Genomic DNA, 16,259 nt, shown 5'->3' with positions numbered 1-16,259 from the left:
GCCCGGCGCACGCCCGGGGCACACCCTCCGAGCGCCCCGGGCGTGCGCCGGACGGGTGCCCGTACGCGTCCGACGGCTGCCCGTGTGCCGGCCGGACGTCAGATGCGCGGCGGCCGGGCCTCGTACGGCGTGGAGAGCACGACCGTGGTCCTGGTGGAGACCCCGGCCAGCGTGCGGATACGGGTCAGCAGGTGTTCCAGCTCCAGGGGCGTTGCCACCCGCACCTTCAGGATGTAGTTCTCGTCACCCGCGACGCTGTGACACGCCTCCAGCTCGGGCACCTCGGCCAGCCGGTCGGCGATGTCGTCCGGGGCACTGGGGTCGAAGGGTTTGACCGAGATGAACGCGGTCAACGGCAGCCCCACCGCCTCCGGGTCCACGATGGCGGCATAGCCGCGAATGACACCGCGCTGCTCCAGACGGCGCACCCGCTGGTGCACCGCCGAAGTGGACAGGCCGGTGGCCTTGCCCAGGTCGGTGTAGCTCATCCGCCCGTCCTTGACGAGCAGCTCCACGATTTGTCGGTCCAACTCCTCCACCCGATCAACCTACTGTGCTCGGGCGCGTGTGCGCACCGTACGCCGGTTCGTGGCCGCGCCCGCGCGGCTCGTGTGACCAACGCCACAGGCGTGCCCCCGTATCCCGCGGGGCTCGGCGATTATGCGCGGGGCATGAGGGGAATTGCTGCTGTTGGCCGGAGCCGCCCGTCACAGGAAGCCGGCGGCCCGTGCGGCCCACCCGAGGGGGATGACCATCATGCGACGTCTGAAGACCACGACCGTGCCGCTCGGCCTCGACGCCGAGGAGGGCGACGGTCCCGGCTTCGTCGGCGAGGACGATCCGTACGACTCCTTCGAGACCTTGGAGATCTTCCGGGTGACCTGCCCGGACTGCGCCCAGCCGATCGCGATGCTGGCCGACGAGGACACCCTGCCCGAGCACGCGCTGTGCCCGACGCCCTGGAACCCCTTCTGCCTGTCGGTGTGCGAGGGCTCGGGACGGCCGGTGGCCGACGCCCCCTCGGCGGACGACTCGCTGGAGGCCCAGGAGCAGGACGCCGGCGTGCTGCTGACCCTGCCGGAGGGTCTGGACTGGCGCCGGCAGCCGTTCTCGCACGTGGGCGGGCCGGGTACGCGGCCGACGCGCGTGCCGCGGATGCGCCGGCCCTGAGGGCCGCGTCCGGCCGGCACGAGCGGTCGGCCGGCGGGGCCGCTCCCGCACCGCCCCGGCACCTCCCGCTCCCGGAGCACCGCCGGACCGCTCCCGGCCCTCCCGCGTGACGGCCCTCACCAGCGCCGGTAACGGCCCTCGATCATCGCCTCCAGCGCGCCCCGGTGCATGATCAGCGCGTCCGGGTCGGCGGGTACGGGCAGCTCCCCGAAATGGACCTGGCGGTACGCCACGCGCAGCATGACGACGGCGTGCCGCAGGGCCGCGTAGAGGGTGTGGAAGTCCATGGCGCGCGGTGTGTGACCGGTGAGCCGGGCGTACCGTTCCTCCACGCGGTCGCGGCGCAGCAGACCGGGCAGGCCCCGCCGGCCGCCGCTCTCCGCCAGGTCCTGGAAGAACCGGTGCAGATAGACCAGCCAGCCGAGGTCGAGTTCGCGCGGGCCGGGCACGGCCATCTCCCAGTCCAGCACCGCGGCGGGCGTGAAACCGTCGTAGACGATGTTGCCGATCCGCGCGTCGCCCCAGGTCAGTACGGTCTCCCCGGTCTCCCCGGTCTCCGCCGGCCAGTGGTCGGCGAGCCAGGCGAAGCCGCGCTCGATCAGCGGGGACGGCTCCCGTCCGGCGACGACCCAGGCGTAGTAAGCCCGTTGGGCCGCCACATGCCGCCGCAGCGCACTCCCGCTGCCCGGCAGGGCGAGGAACGCAGCCTCTCCGACGGGCACCTGATCATGGATCCGGGCGAGGACGGAGACCGTACCCGCCTCCAGCTCCGCGCGTTCCGCTTCGGTGGCGGCGTACAGCCAACTCCCCTCGTACGTGTACGGCATGACGTCCGGCGGCACGCGGCCCTCGGCACGCTCCATCACGAAGAACGGCGCGCCGAGCGGCTCCGGGTTTTCCTCCAGCCACAGTGTGCGCGGCACGGGCACGTCGGTGTGCTCGGCCACCAGGCGCAGCGTGCGGTACTGGCGGGCCATGTCATAGGTGGGGAATACCGTGTAAGCGGCGGGGTCGGCAGCCAGCCGCAGGGCGCAGGAACGGGCGGGCGGACGGGGGTGGTCGATGGCGAAGAGCAGGGTTTCGCTGGACATGCCGTTGGAGGCGGGCACGGTCGCGGAGACCGCGCGGGCACCGGGCAGGCGGGTGGCCAGCCACGCCGACAGCCGCCGGGTCAGCTCGCCCGGGTCGCGGGTGGAGGTGCGGGGCCGGGGCGTGCCGCTCATGACCGGCCCTCCGGGGAGACCGGCGTCTCCGAACGGGCCGGTGCCACGTCCGCATACCCCGTGAACCCGCTGGGATCGTGGCGGCCGGAACTGCCGTGCTCGAAGATCCCGTATCCGGTACGGCCGTCGAGGGTGAAGCGGGCGGCATGGTCGGTGACCCCGTAGGCCGCCCGCGGACGGGCGGCGGGGTCGGCGAGGTCGTAGGTGCGGCGGTCGGTCCAGCCGCGTCCGCGCCAGGTGCCGTGCTGCCAGTCGTCGGCGGGCGGATAGCCCGCGCCGACGGCCAGGGGCGAGGAGGTGAGGATCTCGGCGGCGAGTTCGAGCGGCTTGCGGGACGGGTCGGTGAGGTGCAGTACGGCGCGCTCGGGGTGGCGGGTGCCCGGCCGGTAGGTGATGTCGGCGTGCGGCCAGCCGAGTTGGACGTCGTGGGTGCCGTTGCGGACGAGCAGGGCCTCGTTGAGCGTACGGTGCCCGTCGGCGTCCTCCTGGACGACGACCATCACGAACCGGTCGTCGAAGCGGACCGGGCACCAGATCCAGTGGAAGCCCTCCGGCCGCGCTTCCTCGGCGGCCCGCCCGCCGTCCTCACCGGGCATCGGCCGCACGCCCCAGCTGCGGTCCCGGGTGCCGGTCCACTCCCCCGCCGTCACGGTCAGCCGCTCGCCGCCTGCGTGGATGATGCCGGTGCAGGTGCCCGCCTGGACGAACCGGCGGCCTTCGAGGACGAGTCGTCCGCCGCGGTACTGGGTGTGGTGCGGTTCCCAGACGGCGGGGAAGGCGGCGTGCCACACGAGGTCGCAGGAGAGGCCGCCGGGGTCGGCCGGGTCGGCCGCGCAGTGCAGCCGCAGCCGTTCGAGGGGCCGGTCGACGGTGATCGTCAGCGGCCCGACCGTGAGGGCCAGGCGGTCGTCGGTGAGCGCGTCGGAGGCCCGTACGGCGTGCAGGCGGTCGCCGAGCCGCAAGGTGGCGTAGGCGTCGATGACACCGGTGTTGGGGTAGACCCCGAGGCCGGCGACGAGCAGCGCGCGGCCGGAGTGGTCCAGGACGTGGAAGATGCAGCGGTCGTAGGCGTTGCGGTCGCCGGTGGCGACATACCGCATGGACAGCGGCACTTGGTGGACCGGGTATTCGTCGAGCGCGATCGGCCGGTCGGTCACGGGACACCTCCTGGACGCGCGGGCGGGCGCGGTCAGGTGGCCACGGGGCGCGCGGTGCTGCCTCGGCGGCGACCGTTTCCGCGCGGGGATTTGACGGTACGTCAGGAGTACGCGCGGAACCATAGCCGTACCCGCGCCGGGGCAGGTTACCCCGGGTCTGCGCGGCACCGCACCACGGCCTCACCCGCCGCGTCCGCCCCGGCTGCCCCGTCCTCCCACGGACACGAACACGGGGCCGTCCGCTCCCCTGTACGACGGACGCACCGCCGTACAGTGGGGGCGTAAGCCATCGCGGACACCGGCGACGAAACGGCGACGGAACGAGGGGGCACCATGACGACGGCCGGCTCCGCCCAGGGCCCGAGCAGCCTGCACTGCCTGCGCTGCGGCCAGGAGGTGAGGGGTTTCACCGGCTGCCCCCGGTGCGCGGCGGAGGGCATCGGGGCCAACGCGATGCCGCCGCTGGCCGATCTGGCGGGCCTGGAGCTGTCCTCCTACCCGGGCGGCCCGTGGGGCTGGCCGGAAACCCTGCCGGTCAGCGGCCCCCCGATGACGCTCGGCGAGGGCGACACCCCCACCGTACGGCTGCGTACCGACCCGGCCGCGCTCGGCGACGGGCTCGCGCCGGAGTGCGGCAGCGAGTTGTGGGTCAAGTACGAGGGCGGCAACCCGACCGGCTCGCACAAGGACCGGGCGATGGCGGTGGGCGTGGCCGCCGCGCTGGAGACCGGCGCCGACACGGTCGTCGCCGCGTCGTCCGGCAACGCGGGCGCGGCGGCGGCCGCCTACGCGGGCCGGGCCAGGCTGCGGTGCGTGGTCTTCACCGACGAGGGTGTGCCGCCCGCGCTGGCCGCGCAGATGGACCTGCTGGGCGCCGAGCAGGTCCAGGTCGAGGGCGGCTTCCTGGCCCGCAACGCCGCGATGGCGCGGGCCGTCGAGGAGCACGGCTGGTATCCGCTCACCAGCTTCTCCGCGCCCTCCCCCGGCGGCAATCCGTACGCCGACGAGGGCTACAAGTCGGTGGCGTACGAGCTGGCACGCGACTTCGCCGGCCGGCGGATCGGCGCCGTGGTCGTACCGACCTGCCGGGCCGACCTGCTGTCCGGGATCGAGCGGGGCTTCCGGGAGCTGTCCGCGGCCGGCCTGGTGTCCGCGGCGCCGCGGATGGTGGCCGCCGAGCCCGCCGGAGCGGCGCCCTTCACCGCCGCCCTGCGCCACGCCGACCGCGCGGCCCAGGAGCGTACGCGCGTGGAGAGTCACCCCACCGCCGCCTTCTCGCTCGGCGAGGAACGCCCGTGCTGGCAGGGGCTGGACGCGCTGTGGCGGTCCGGCGGTACGGCCGTCGCGGTGGCCGAGAAGGAGTTCGTGGCGGAACAGCGCCGTCTCGCCGAGCAGGGTCTGCTGCTGGAGACGTCCTCCGCCGTAGCGGTCTCCGTCGCCCGCCGGATGCTGCGCGAACTGCCGGAACTGGTGGTGGCGATCGGCACGGCGACGGGCATGAAGGAACTGGCGTCGGGCGCGGCCGGCGGGTGACGGCACCATGCCGCAGAACTCACCGCCCCGGGCGGCGGACGGCTCTGCGACCATCCACCGCCTGCGCAAGAAACCGCCGCTTTTCTAAGGGATCGCCGTACTCCTACGGGACCGCCGTACTCCTACGGAACCGCCGTACGCATTCCCTTCTCCACCCGGCCCCCACACCCCTCAGCGGGTCTCGGGCCCCGCCAGATGCCGCGCGACGACCATGCGCTGGATCTGGTTGGTGCCCTCGACGATCTGGAGCACCTTGGCCTCGCGCATGTAGCGCTCGGCCGGGAAGTCGAGCGTGTAGCCGTACCCGCCGAGCAGCTGGACGGCGTCCGTCGTGACGCGCATCGCGGCGTCCGTGCAGAACAGCTTGGCCATCGCCGCTTCCTTCGAGAACGGCAGACCGGCGTCCTTGAGACGGGCGGCGGCCAGGTAGAGCGAGCGGCCTGCCTCGATCTGGGTGGCCATGTCGGCGATCATGAAGCGCAGGCCCTGGAAGTCGGCGATCGGACGGCCGAACTGCTGCCGGGAGGCGGTGTACTCCAGCGCCTCGTCCAAGGCGGCCTGGGCGATGCCGATCGCGCAGGCGGCGATGCCGAGACGGCCCGAGTCCAGGGCCGACAGGGCGATGGTGAAACCCTGCCCCTCGTCCCCGATGCGGCGGGCGTCGGGAACCCGTACGCCGTCGAAGTGCAGCTGGGCCGTGGGCGAGCCCTTCATACCCATCTTGCGCTCGGGCGCGGCGGCGGTCAGCCCTTCCGCGTCGCCGGGCACCAGGAAGGCCGTGATGCCGCGGGCGCCCTTGTCGCCGGTGCGCGCCAGCACGGTGTAGAAGTCCGCGACACCACCGTGGGTGATCCACGCCTTGGTGCCCTCCAGGGTCCAGGTGTCCCCGTCGCGTACCGCCCGGGTGGTCAGGGAGGCCGCGTCGGAGCCGGACGCGGGCTCGGAGAGACAGTAGGCGCCGAGCAGTCCGCCGCCGAGCATGGCGGGCAGGTGGGCGGCGCGCTGTTCCTTCGTGCCGAACTCGGCGAGCGCGTGGCAGGCGAGGGTGTGCACGCTGACGCCGAGGCCCACGGTCAGCCGTGCGGCCGCCAGCTCTTCCAGCACCTGGAGGTACACCTCGTAGGGCTGGTCCCCGCCGCCGAACTCCTCCGCGTACGGCAGGGAGAGCAGACCGGACTCGGAGAGCAGGGCGAAGGTCTCCCGGGGGAACCGTCCCGCTTCTTCCTGCTCGGCGGCGACCGGCTTGATCTCACGGTCGAGGAGATCCCGCACCAGTGCCAGCAGATCGCGGGCCTCCTCCGTGGGCAGCCTGCGGTCCACCGGCCGGGGGCCGTAATCGGTCATGGCGGCGCTCTCCTCCCTGTCGGGCGCTGCGACGGCGCCCGCGAGGGTGAGGCGGCGCCGCCGGTCGTTCGCACAGTGCTCAGCAGATGATCCCCCACCGGGTCGCGGAGGGCGGTGACCTGCAGCTGTGGCGCTGTGAGTATGCCCGATCGGCAGCTTCACGTCACTGGTTGATCGAGATCTTGTTCCGGCCGGCCGGAACTTCGTCAGCACCGGAACCGGCGGACCCGCACCGCCGTCAGGCCGGCCCGAGACCCCGCCCACCCCCTCCCCCATCACCCGCACCTCCCCTCGCACCTCCTCCCACACCTCTCCCCGCATCCCCCGTACATCCCCGTACGCCCCTTTACTCCTCCCTCGAACCTTCCGGCCGCCGGGAGCTGTACGCACCATGAAATTGGTCCAAACCATTGACCGCACTGGTCTAGTCCTTCTACGTTCTCCTCCGCAACACTCAACGCGTTCATGCCAATTCGCAACGCGTGTCCGTCCCGCACCGCCCTCGCCCCCCCTCCGAGGAGACGACATGCCCAGATCCATCCGTACGCGATCGCCGCGCCGGCTGATCGCCGTCACCACCGCCCTGTGTACGGCCGCCCTGGCCGGCACCCTGTTCGCGGGCACGGCCGCCGCCGACCCCACCGGAAGCACCTCCACCGCCCCCGCGGCCACCCAGCCGGCCGGCGCTCAGGCCGCCGGCGGCAAGGTGGTCGGCTACTTCACCAACTGGGGCGTCTACGACCGCAATTACCACGTCAAGAACATCCAGACGTCCGGGTCCGCCGACAAGCTGACCCACATCAACTACGCCTTCGGCAACGTCCAGGGCGGCAAGTGCACCATCGGCGACGCGTACGCCGACTACGACAAGGCCTACACCGCGGACCAGAGCGTCGACGGCAAGGCCGACACCTGGGACGCGGGCGCGCTGCGCGGCAACTTCAACCAGCTGCGCAAGCTCAAGAAGCTGCACCCGAACCTCAAGGTGATCTGGTCCTTCGGCGGCTGGACCTGGTCCGGCGGCTTCGCCGAGGCCGCCAAGAACCCGAACGGCTTCGCGCAGTCCTGCCTGGACCTCGTCCAGGACAAGCGCTGGGCCGACGTCTTTGACGGCATCGACATCGACTGGGAGTACCCGAACGCCTGCGGCCTGACCTGCGACACCAGCGGCCGCGAAGCGCTCACCAACCTCGTCAAGGCGCTGCGCTCGAAGTTCGGCGGCAAGCTGGTGACCGCGGCGATCGCGGCCGACGCCTCGGCCGGCGGCAAGCTGGACGCCGCCGACTACAAGGGCGCCGCGCAGTACCTCGACTGGTACAACCCGATGACGTACGACTACTTCGGCGCCTGGGACGCCAAGGGCCCGACGGCCCCGCACTCGCCGCTGACCTCGTACAACGGCATCCCGAAAGCCGGCTACAACACCACCGACACCATCAAGAAGCTCAAGGGCATGGGCGTCCCCGCCAACAAGCTCCTGCTCGGCCTCGGCTTCTACGGACGCGGCTGGCAGGGCGTGACGCAGGACGCACCGGGCGGCACGGCGACCGGCGCGGCACCGGGCAAGTACGAGGCCGGCATCGAGGACTACAAACTCCTCAAGACCCGCTGCCCCGCAACCGGCAAGGTCGGCGGCACGGCGTACGCCAAGTGCGGCAGCCAGTGGTGGAGCTACGACACCCCGGAGACCATCGGCACCAAGATGGCGTACAAGAATCAGCAGGGCCTGGGCGGCACGTTCTTCTGGGAACTGAGCGGCGACACGGCGAACGGTGAGCTGATCAAGGCCATCAAGTAGCGACTCCGAGCACGCCACGACGCGACCGGCCCCGGCGCGGCCCGCGCGGGCGTCCCGACTCCCGTGCCTGGCGCCGCACCGGGCGCCCCACGCCACACGTCGCCAGGTCACAGCGGTGCGGCGACAGCACACACCCGCTCACCGCCGCAGCCCGTCCCGTGTCTCGCGGGCCGGGCTGCGGCGGCGTCCGCACGTACCCGTACCCGCAGGGCACTTTCTCGCAGTCACAGGCACCTTCCGGCAGAAGCCCACAGAGGCGCGCCGCCCGGATTTCCCACGCGTCTCCCAGTTGATCATGCTCACGGGGGCTCGGACCGTCCACCGGAGCCCCGGCCCGGACCGGCTCCTCCCCCACCCGGGACGCGCGGCACGACACCGCCGCAACGGCCCCTCACCAGGCGCCGATGAGCCAGACAGACCGCCCCACCGGCACCCGGCCACCAGAAGCACACCGAGCACGACAACACCCAGCTTTCTCAGCAAGCCTGCCCGTTTGCTCCTGCCCTTGTAAGGGTGCAAGGCGACTGGATTCGCCACTCCCCTACACGCGTCGCTCCTAACCCCCGCCCGTCGGCATCGCCACCGCGCCGAGGGGCCCGGACCACCACCTGCCCACGGCCAGTGCACCGCGCCCTGCCCTGGCGTGCGCCCGCGCGACCCTGTGGGCTCCGGCCGACGCGCTCACTCGGGCGGCAGCCCGACGACTTCGCCTTGCCCCGACACGGACAGCTCTTCCCGTGCCTGACCGCACAGCCTCACCCGCAGGCAGCGCGCCACCCACACCCCGCCACGCCCTCCCGCTCCCCAGCCGTGCCCGCGCGTCGTCTCGGCCGCGGGCCGGCGGCGGCACGACCTCGATCACGCCGCCGTTCATCGTGTGGAACAGCTTCCCTCCCTCGACTCCGGGACTGCGACGCCTGCGAGGACCAAGATTGTTTCCGCAGAGGACCGCGAATCGGTGAAGATGACGCGAGAGTCTGACCGTAGCTACTGGGCAGCACCCTCGTGCCCCCAGACATCGAGAGATTGCCGTTCCCCCGTACGTCCCCCGCGCCCCGAAGGACAGCTCGGCAGGAGCACATTTGCCCAGGTCAAACTCCATGCACAGATGATGGATCGAGTGCCTTCCGAGCACTTAGCCGTTTCGGGCAAGACGGCGGGAAGGCACTGTCTGTGCAGGCTGATCTCATGCGGGCATGACTCGTCTTGGCGGGTGCCGCGTCCGCGAATGCCCCTCGTTGGCGCCACCACCTCTTTGCGGTCCCGAGCTCAGCTCGTATCGGTCGTCACGATGTCAGGCGCGATGTCCAGCACCAGGAGTGCCGCCGCCATATGGGCCGGGTTGTCCTCCACCTTGACGGCCGAGAGTCCGTTGGCCCGCGAGACCCGCCGTTCGACGGTGTTGCGGTGCGCGTAGAGGTTGGCAGCCGCACGGGTGGTGTTGAAGCCGCACTGCACGTAGGTGAGGAGTGCCTGCCGTAATGCTGTGTCGGCTTCGGCCAACGGCCCCAGGGTGTTGATGACGAACCGACGTGCGCCGGCACGGTCCTTCGTTAGCGCGTCGATCAGCTCGACGTCGGCGTAGGCGGTGTATCGCCGGTCGGACCCGAGCCGGATGACCAGCGCCTGCGCCGCGAGGGCGTCCTGGTGGCTGGACCGGAACCCTTCGAGTCCGCGTCCCGGCCTTCCCACCGCCGCGCGGATCTCGTCGGTCGCCGCGAGGGCCTTCTCCACATGGTGAAGGTCCGAGACGGACTCCCCCGAGAGCCAGATCCACCGCGACGTGGCGCTGGCACGCGCCACCAGAGCGCTCCGGCCGCCGGCGGCGGAGCGCACGGCGGAAATGGCCTCGTCCAGGGCATCGGACTGCTGGGGACCGTCGATCCACAACACGAGGCCCACGTGCCACCACGCCATCCGATAGCGCAGGCGTTCTTCGGCGAGGTCCTCCGCCATCGGTGCCCCGCTGGCAATCAGCTGGATCAGGGCGATCCCCTCGGCATCCGTATTGCCCATCGCCGCGGCCAAGCCGGCTTGGCGCAGGGCCGCGACCGAGTCGAGGGCGTACTGCACCAGCGACTTCGCCGTCACGTCCAGGACCTCCACGAGAAGGTCGGGGTCGGCGCAGTCTGCTACGCATGCCTGCAGCCATCGCCGCCAGCTGATACCCAGTGCCACGCGCCAGGCAACGGCGAAGTCGGGCGCGATGCCTCGGGAGACGAGATCGTTGATGTATGCCGTGGTTCTCGGGCCGACGTAGGGCTCCACCCGCCGCCCCGGTTGCTGGATGTTCGCGGTCAGCCACTGGACGAGGTCGGAGCGGTTGAGCTCACGGTCCTCTTCGACCAGCGATGCGTCCGCGAGGAGGGCAGGATCGTTCTGGGCGACGAGAGAGGGCCTTACGAAGGCGTCGACCAGAGCGTCCGTTTCCGTCAGTTGGCGCCGGCACAGTGACCTGATCGCATCAGCAACCTCGCGGGAGGGCCTGGGCCACAGCTCATCCATTCCTACAGTGTCCTCCTGATCGCGAGGAGCCGACGCTCCCGACATGCCGTGTCACAGACAGATGAAAGGAAGTCGGCGGCATGGCCGATGGCGAAGGCGAGGGCCGTCGGCCCGCCGACGGCGGTTCCTTCTTCGTGCGTGAGAGGTGCCAGAGATGGGCGGGGTGTTGCGCGCTCAGGGCGGCAGCAGGTGACGCATCTGCCGTCCGGTGGCGAGGTGCTCCAGCGCTTGTGCGGCCTCTTCGAGAGGAAGGCATCGGAGCCTACGGAGGAAGTAGGTCCACGACCTGTTCCTCGGCGACGACCCGGCAGTCGCCGACCGCGGCCACTTCATCGATCGGCTCTGAGAACCCGAACGTGATCTCCAGGACGATCACCGCCTGCCCTTGAGCACTCCGCGGACGGCATGAATGACAGCCGGGGTCTGTCCCCGCCCGGTACGCCTGTGTCCTGACGTGCCGCGAGATCGTGTCCTCACCGGCCATCCGGGCCTTCCCTGGCCCGCCGCTCCGACGGACTCGACGTCCGCGCGCCACGGCAAGGCGGAAGCGACGGCCCGGCCAGTGGCACCGAGACCCACAACGACACCCCGAACACTCGACGTTACTCCCCTGAGCGCCTGAACGGACGCGACCGCGACGAGGTGTTCAGTCCTGCCAAACGTCGGGGGCGAACCTGCATCACGCCGACGTTGTCAGCGCAACGGCTGCGGCGAGGCCGGCCGCTGCGCTGACGCCCTGTTCCTCGAAGAGCCGAGCGCGGCCTCGGCCGGGGACGCGCTCGGATGTCGACCACCGTACGGGCGCAGCGGCGCCACCGGCCTGTGCATCGTGCACCGGGTCCGGGCGAAGCAGGTGCTCACTGTCGTTCTCACCGCGGTCGCGACTGGCGACAGTGAAGCGACCGCCACAGGAACAGCGAGGAAACGCCATGACAGCTGAGGTGTTGGACGCCGTCGAGGAGTTCGACGTGGTGATCATCGGAGCAGGGATCTCCGGGATCGGCGCGGCCACCTATTTCAGCCGGGAGCTCCCCGACAAGTCGCTCGTCGTGCTGGAAGCACGCGACGACATCGGGGGCACTTGGGATCTGTTCCGCTATCCGGGCATCCGCTCGGACTCCGACCTCCACACGTTCGGTTACGCGTTCAAACCGTGGCGCCACGAAGCCGCGATAGCCGACGCTCCCCTCATCAAGGAGTACCTCCAGGAAGCAGTCGGGGAGAACGGCCTGGAGCGCCTCCTCAGGTTCCGCCACCGGGTCATCCGCTCGGAATGGTCCTCGGCGGACTTGAGGTGGACCCTCACCGTCCAGACGTCGGACCCCGCAACGGGAGCGACCCGGACCAAGACGTTCCGCGCGGGGTGGGTCTTCGCCGCCACCGGCTACTACCGGTACGACGAGGGGTTCTCCCCCGAGTTTTCCGGACGGGATGACTTCGAGGGCCGGATCGTTCACCCGCAGCACTGGCCCGAGGGTCTCGACTACAGCGGGAAGAAGGTCGTCATCATCGGCAGCGGCGCGACCGCGATCACGCTGGTACCAGCCATGTCCACCGGGGCAGGCGCCGCCCGCCACGTGACGATGCTGCAGCGCACCCCCACCTACGTCATGGCGCTCCCCCGTGTCGACAGGGTCGCCCTGGCGCTCACGAAGGTGCTCGGACAAGAGCGCGGGTACGCCGTGACGCGGTTCAAGAACATCTGGGCCGACCGAGCCGTCGTCAAGGGGCTGCGGACCTTCCCCAGGGCCGGGCGGGCGCTGATCCGTCGCGAGAACATCAAGCGCCTGCCCAAGGGATTCGACGTCGACAAGCACTTCAACCCGCCGTACGACCCGTGGGACCAGCGGCTGTGCCTGGCACCGGACGGTGACTTCTTCGACGCGATCAAGGAGGGCAGGGCCTCCGTCGTCACGGACACCGTGGCGAGGTTCAGCAGGCGCGGAATCGTCCTGGCGTCGGGCGAGGAGCTGGAGGCCGACGTCATCGTCACCGCGACGGGGCTGACCCTGCAGCTCTTCGGCGGCATGCCCATCGTGGTCGACGGGCGTCAGGTCGACATCGCAGACGCGCTCTGTTACCGCGGGATGCTGCTGAGCGGGATCCCGAACTGGGCGATGGCGATCGGTTACACCACCTCGTCCTGGACACTCAAGGTGAGCCTGATGTGCCGCTACTTCATCGACCTGGTCAGGCACATGGACGCCCGCGGATACGACACGGTGGTGCCGGTCGCACCGGCGGGGACGGAACGCAGGCCCGTCATGGATCTTCAGGCCGGGTACGCCAAGCGTGCCGAGAAGCGCATGCCCAAGCAGGGCCTCGAAAAGCCCTGGCGGATGGCGATGTCCTACCCCGAGGACGCCAAGGCCCTCCGCGGCCCGGTGGCCGACGAGCACCTCGAATTCGGCACCCGACGGGCGGCCGCGCAGTCGCCCGGTGGGAGGCGAGCCACCCATGCCTGAGACGAGCGGCGCCGAGGGCGTCGACCAGTACGCGACCCTGCCCTCCGGGATCAGGATCTGCTTCCGGGACTACGGCGACAAGGCCGACCCCGCGATGCTCCTCGTCGCGGGGCTGGGTGAAGACCTCACCTTCTGGACGGACTCGTTCGTCGGCTCACTCGTCACCCGCGGCTTCCGTGTCGTCGTGATCGACAACCGCGACGCCGGCCAGTCGACGTTCGTCGCCGCTCCCCCTCCCGGGCTCTGGCGTCGGATCGCCGGGCGTCCGCGCGGCGATGCGTACGCGCTGGCCGACATGGCCCGGGACGGCATCGGCGTACTCGACCATCTCGGGATCTCGCGGGTTCACCTGGTCGGGCGGTCGATGGGCGGAATGATCGCGCAGACGATCGCAGCCACAGCCCCTGAGCGAGCGCTGTCCTTGACCTCCGTCTACTCCACCACCGGGGCACGCAGAGTCGGCCGGCCGGCTCTGTCGACGGTTCTGCTCCTCGCCGCCCCGCCGGCGAGGAGCAGAACCGCAGCGGTCCGTGCTCACCTGCGGCTCACCCGGCACATCGCGGGAGTGGGACATCCCATCGATGACGCGGCCGAGGCGGCCGTCGCAGCTCGTGGATGGGACCGCAGCGCCGGTGATCCGGCAGCCGGCACGGCGCGCCATATCCAGGCGATCCAGCGGTCCGGGGACCGGACGGCCCGGCTGAGCAGGGTCACGGCCCCGACGCTGGTCATCAACGGCGACCGGGACCTGCTGATCAGCCCGAGCGGCGGCGCCGCGACCGTCCGGGCGATCCGCTCGGCGCAGCACGTGGTCATCCCGGGCATGGGCCATCACCTTCCCGAGGCCCTCGTCGGCCCCATCACGACCTACATCTCGCAGCACGCGGACCGCGTGGGTGAAGGGGGAAACCATGTCCGCATCTCGTGAGCCCGGCTCCGAGGACACCACGGTCGACGTCGCGGTCGTCGGCGCCGGCTTCGCCGGCCTGAGCGCTGCCGATCGACTGGTGAGCGCGGGGCGGTCCGTCCTGGTCGTGGAAGGCCGCGACCGGGTCGGAGGCCGATCGCTCTCCGGCGAGGTGGCGGGCGTGAAGGTCGACCTCGGAGCAACGTGGGTGGCACGACGCCACACTGCCGTCCGGGACCTCGCGAGCCGAGTGGGGTGTACCACGACCGGCCAGTTCGACCAGGGTCGCAACGTGCTGTGGATGGCGGGCCGGCGCCGCACCTACAGCGGCACCGTCCCCAAGGTCTCCCCCACCGTCCTGGTGGACATGGCCCGCATGCAGATGGCGGTGAACAAGCTGGTCGCGACCATCGACGTGAACGCCGCGTGGGAGTCGCCCGGGGCCGACCGGCTGGACGCCATCTCGTTCGGCGAGTGGCTCGACCGGAAGCACGCACTGCCTGGCACCCGTGCGCTGATGACCGTCGTCAGCAAGGTGCAGTGGGGCTGCACTCCGGGAGACGTCTCCCTGCTGCACGCGCTGCGCTACATCGGTGCGGCGGGCGGGCTCGATCACATGCTGGACGTCAAGGGCGGTCAGCAGCAGGACCGGATCGTCGAAACCACCCAGGAGATCGCCATGCGGGTGGCGGAGCGGCTCGGCGACCGCGTGCGCTTGGAGACACCGGTGCGCCGCATCACGCAGGACGACAACGGCGTCACCGTCCACATCGGTTCCGGCGGCATCCGCGCCAGGTACGCGATCGTCACGGCCGCGCCGGCGCACCGCGCCGCCATCGAGTTCGATCCCGCTCTGCCCGAGCGGGCCGAAGGGCTCACGCGAACCTGGCGCATGGGCGTGCTGAGCAAGGCTTTCGTGGCCTACGAGAAGCCGTTCTGGCGGGCCGGCGGATGCTCCGGTGAGGCGGTGACCGACACCGGAACCGTGTTCATCACCTTCGATGTGTCACCCGCCCACAGCGGACCGGGCGTCCTGATGGCCTTCTGCGATCCGCGCGTCTTCGACGGCTTCAGCCCTGAGACCCGACGTGACCGGGTCGTCCAGCAGCTCGCCGACCTCTACGGTCCGCAGGCCCGCACCCCGGTCGACTACGTGGACCACCGCTGGGGAGCGGAGCCCTTCGCCCCGGGTGGCCCCAATCCCGCTGTCGCCCCCTACGCGACCACGAGCTTCGGCAAGGCGCTGAGCGAGCCCCACGGGCGCATCCACTGGGCCGGCAGCGAAAACGCCGGCGAATGGGCCGGCACCATGAACGGCGCGGTCCTGACGGGCCGGCGCACCGCCGAGAACGTCGTCGCCCTCCTGACCCGCGACGTCCGAGAGGGGGCGTCGCGATGAAGGAAGCGCTGTTCTTGCCGGCCGACCTGTGGATGATCTTCGCCGGCTACTGCTACGGCTGGAGGTTCATCCGCCGGTACGGCAACTACCTACTCGGTCTCGAATGGATGGTCGTCGCGACATCAGGCAGCAATTTCCTGCTCTGGTCGCTGCTCGGAGCCGACAGCGGCAGCCTCCTGTACGACGTGGCGTACTTCTTCGACGCGTTCTCCAGATCGGTCGGCATCACTCTCATCCTGATCCTGGGCCCGATGCAGGTCACCCATCGCTACAAGCCGAGCCGCGGCGTCGACGTCGCCGTGTTCGGAGTCGCCATCGTGGCCGGCGTGTTCCTCCGGCCCTTTCACGGCGCGGACGTCCACACCGACCGCGCCACGTTCTCGGTCGCCGTGTTCTACGTCGTCGTCAATCTCCTCACGGCGGTCTTCCTCGGGTACTTCGCCAAGCGGCTCTGGAACGCGGGCGCGAAGCGGCCCGCGATCTGGGCGGGACTGGTCACGGCCGCCGGCGCCGCCATCGCGTTGACCTACGACTTCTTCCCCCTGCCGTTCGACGACGCGAACCGCACGGTCTTCTACACCGCCGCGCTGGCGACGTGGGGCACCCAGGGATTCGTCTACTTCCGTGCCTACCGCGCGCTGCACGATCACGACGCGGCCATGGATGCGAACCCGGCCCGCGCAACCGGGGCCCTCGTATGAACCCCGAAAACGATGAAGGAGACAGCATGGCGAAGAGGCACATGCACGCGGTGGTGG

12 protein-coding genes are annotated in these 16,259 nt (G+C 70.9%); 7 read left to right on the top strand and 5 right to left on the bottom strand.

Annotated elements, in window-relative coordinates; genetic code table 11:
• Positions 1–98: 98 nt before the first annotated feature.
• Complete coding sequence (locus OEIGOIKO_RS40205; protein WP_003984197.1) at positions 99–539, bottom strand: Lrp/AsnC family transcriptional regulator; 441 nt, start codon at positions 537–539, stop codon at positions 99–101.
• Between the two features lie 208 nt (positions 540–747).
• On the opposite strand from OEIGOIKO_RS40205, the gene OEIGOIKO_RS40200 reads away from it, so the two are divergent.
• Complete coding sequence (locus OEIGOIKO_RS40200) at positions 748–1,170, top strand: hypothetical protein (protein ID WP_125058203.1); 423 nt, start codon at positions 748–750, stop codon at positions 1,168–1,170.
• A gap of 116 nt (positions 1,171–1,286) precedes the next feature.
• On the opposite strand, the gene OEIGOIKO_RS40195 is transcribed toward OEIGOIKO_RS40200, so the two are convergent.
• The gene (locus OEIGOIKO_RS40195) at positions 1,287–2,393 is read right to left on the bottom strand and encodes a phosphotransferase family protein (RefSeq protein WP_125058202.1); all 1,107 of its coding nucleotides are present in this window, start codon (positions 2,391–2,393) and stop codon (positions 1,287–1,289) included.
• Complete coding sequence (locus OEIGOIKO_RS40190) at positions 2,390–3,550, bottom strand: hypothetical protein (RefSeq protein ID WP_125058201.1); 1,161 nt, start codon at positions 3,548–3,550, stop codon at positions 2,390–2,392. The genes OEIGOIKO_RS40195 and OEIGOIKO_RS40190 overlap by 4 nt, the downstream gene beginning before the upstream one ends.
• Before the next feature lie 333 nt (positions 3,551–3,883).
• Here OEIGOIKO_RS40190 and OEIGOIKO_RS40185 point away from each other — a divergent pair, with 333 nt between their 5' ends.
• The gene (locus tag OEIGOIKO_RS40185) at positions 3,884–5,083 is read left to right on the top strand and encodes a threonine synthase (RefSeq protein ID WP_125058200.1); all 1,200 of its coding nucleotides are present in this window, start codon (positions 3,884–3,886) and stop codon (positions 5,081–5,083) included.
• Positions 5,084–5,254: 171 nt separating this feature from the next.
• Here the strand turns inward: OEIGOIKO_RS40185 and OEIGOIKO_RS40180 are convergent, their stop codons facing one another.
• Positions 5,255–6,427 carry an acyl-CoA dehydrogenase family protein gene (locus OEIGOIKO_RS40180; protein WP_125058199.1) on the bottom strand — a complete coding sequence of 391 codons (1,173 nt, stop codon included), beginning with the start codon at positions 6,425–6,427 and terminating at the stop codon, positions 5,255–5,257.
• Positions 6,428–6,953: 526 nt separating this feature from the next.
• Between OEIGOIKO_RS40180 and OEIGOIKO_RS40175 the strand changes: the two genes are divergently transcribed.
• Positions 6,954–8,225, top strand: coding sequence for a glycoside hydrolase family 18 protein (locus tag OEIGOIKO_RS40175; RefSeq protein WP_125058198.1), 1,272 nt, complete (start codon positions 6,954–6,956; stop codon positions 8,223–8,225).
• Between the two features lie 1,269 nt (positions 8,226–9,494).
• On the opposite strand, the gene OEIGOIKO_RS40170 is transcribed toward OEIGOIKO_RS40175, so the two are convergent.
• Positions 9,495–10,730 carry a PucR family transcriptional regulator gene (locus OEIGOIKO_RS40170; protein WP_125058197.1) on the bottom strand — a complete coding sequence of 412 codons (1,236 nt, stop codon included), beginning with the start codon at positions 10,728–10,730 and terminating at the stop codon, positions 9,495–9,497.
• Between the two features lie 929 nt (positions 10,731–11,659).
• Here OEIGOIKO_RS40170 and OEIGOIKO_RS40165 point away from each other — a divergent pair.
• The 4 genes from OEIGOIKO_RS40165 to OEIGOIKO_RS40150 are packed head-to-tail and all read left to right on the top strand — an operon-like array spanning position 11,660 to position 16,202.
• Positions 11,660–13,195: a flavin-containing monooxygenase gene (locus tag OEIGOIKO_RS40165; RefSeq protein ID WP_125058196.1), complete on the top strand. Its 1,536-nt coding sequence runs from the start codon at positions 11,660–11,662 to the stop codon at positions 13,193–13,195.
• Positions 13,188–14,123 carry an alpha/beta fold hydrolase gene (locus tag OEIGOIKO_RS40160; protein WP_125058195.1) on the top strand — a complete coding sequence of 312 codons (936 nt, stop codon included), beginning with the start codon at positions 13,188–13,190 and terminating at the stop codon, positions 14,121–14,123. Before OEIGOIKO_RS40165 ends, OEIGOIKO_RS40160 begins: the two co-directional genes overlap by 8 nt.
• Entirely contained in the window at positions 14,107–15,501 is a 1,395-nt protein-coding gene (locus tag OEIGOIKO_RS40155) for a flavin monoamine oxidase family protein (RefSeq protein ID WP_125058194.1), read from the top strand. Before OEIGOIKO_RS40160 ends, OEIGOIKO_RS40155 begins: the two co-directional genes overlap by 17 nt.
• Positions 15,498–16,202 carry a transporter gene (locus tag OEIGOIKO_RS40150; protein WP_125058193.1) on the top strand — a complete coding sequence of 235 codons (705 nt, stop codon included), beginning with the start codon at positions 15,498–15,500 and terminating at the stop codon, positions 16,200–16,202. The genes OEIGOIKO_RS40155 and OEIGOIKO_RS40150 overlap by 4 nt, the downstream gene beginning before the upstream one ends.
• Positions 16,203–16,259 lie beyond the last annotated feature (57 nt).

Origin of the sequence: Streptomyces paromomycinus (assembly GCF_003865155.1) — a bacterium.
Taxonomy (GTDB): domain Bacteria; phylum Actinomycetota; class Actinomycetes; order Streptomycetales; family Streptomycetaceae; genus Streptomyces; species Streptomyces chrestomyceticus.
Note: the sequence above shows the minus strand (reverse complement) of the source record. Positions and strands in the feature narration are given on the sequence as shown.

Coding starts and splice junctions, on each gene's coding strand:
- OEIGOIKO_RS40200 (WP_125058203.1), top strand. CDS start 748: ATGACCATCATGCGACGTCTGAAGACCACGACCGTGCCGCTCGGCCTC.
- OEIGOIKO_RS40195 (WP_125058202.1), bottom strand. CDS start 2,393: ATGAGCGGCACGCCCCGGCCCCGCACCTCCACCCGCGACCCGGGCGAG.
- OEIGOIKO_RS40185 (WP_125058200.1), top strand. CDS start 3,884: ATGACGACGGCCGGCTCCGCCCAGGGCCCGAGCAGCCTGCACTGCCTG.
- OEIGOIKO_RS40180 (WP_125058199.1), bottom strand. CDS start 6,427: ATGACCGATTACGGCCCCCGGCCGGTGGACCGCAGGCTGCCCACGGAG.
- OEIGOIKO_RS40175 (WP_125058198.1), top strand. CDS start 6,954: ATGCCCAGATCCATCCGTACGCGATCGCCGCGCCGGCTGATCGCCGTC.
- OEIGOIKO_RS40170 (WP_125058197.1), bottom strand. CDS start 10,730: ATGGATGAGCTGTGGCCCAGGCCCTCCCGCGAGGTTGCTGATGCGATC.
- OEIGOIKO_RS40165 (WP_125058196.1), top strand. CDS start 11,660: ATGACAGCTGAGGTGTTGGACGCCGTCGAGGAGTTCGACGTGGTGATC.
- OEIGOIKO_RS40160 (WP_125058195.1), top strand. CDS start 13,188: ATGCCTGAGACGAGCGGCGCCGAGGGCGTCGACCAGTACGCGACCCTG.
- OEIGOIKO_RS40155 (WP_125058194.1), top strand. CDS start 14,107: ATGTCCGCATCTCGTGAGCCCGGCTCCGAGGACACCACGGTCGACGTC.
- OEIGOIKO_RS40150 (WP_125058193.1), top strand. CDS start 15,498: ATGAAGGAAGCGCTGTTCTTGCCGGCCGACCTGTGGATGATCTTCGCC.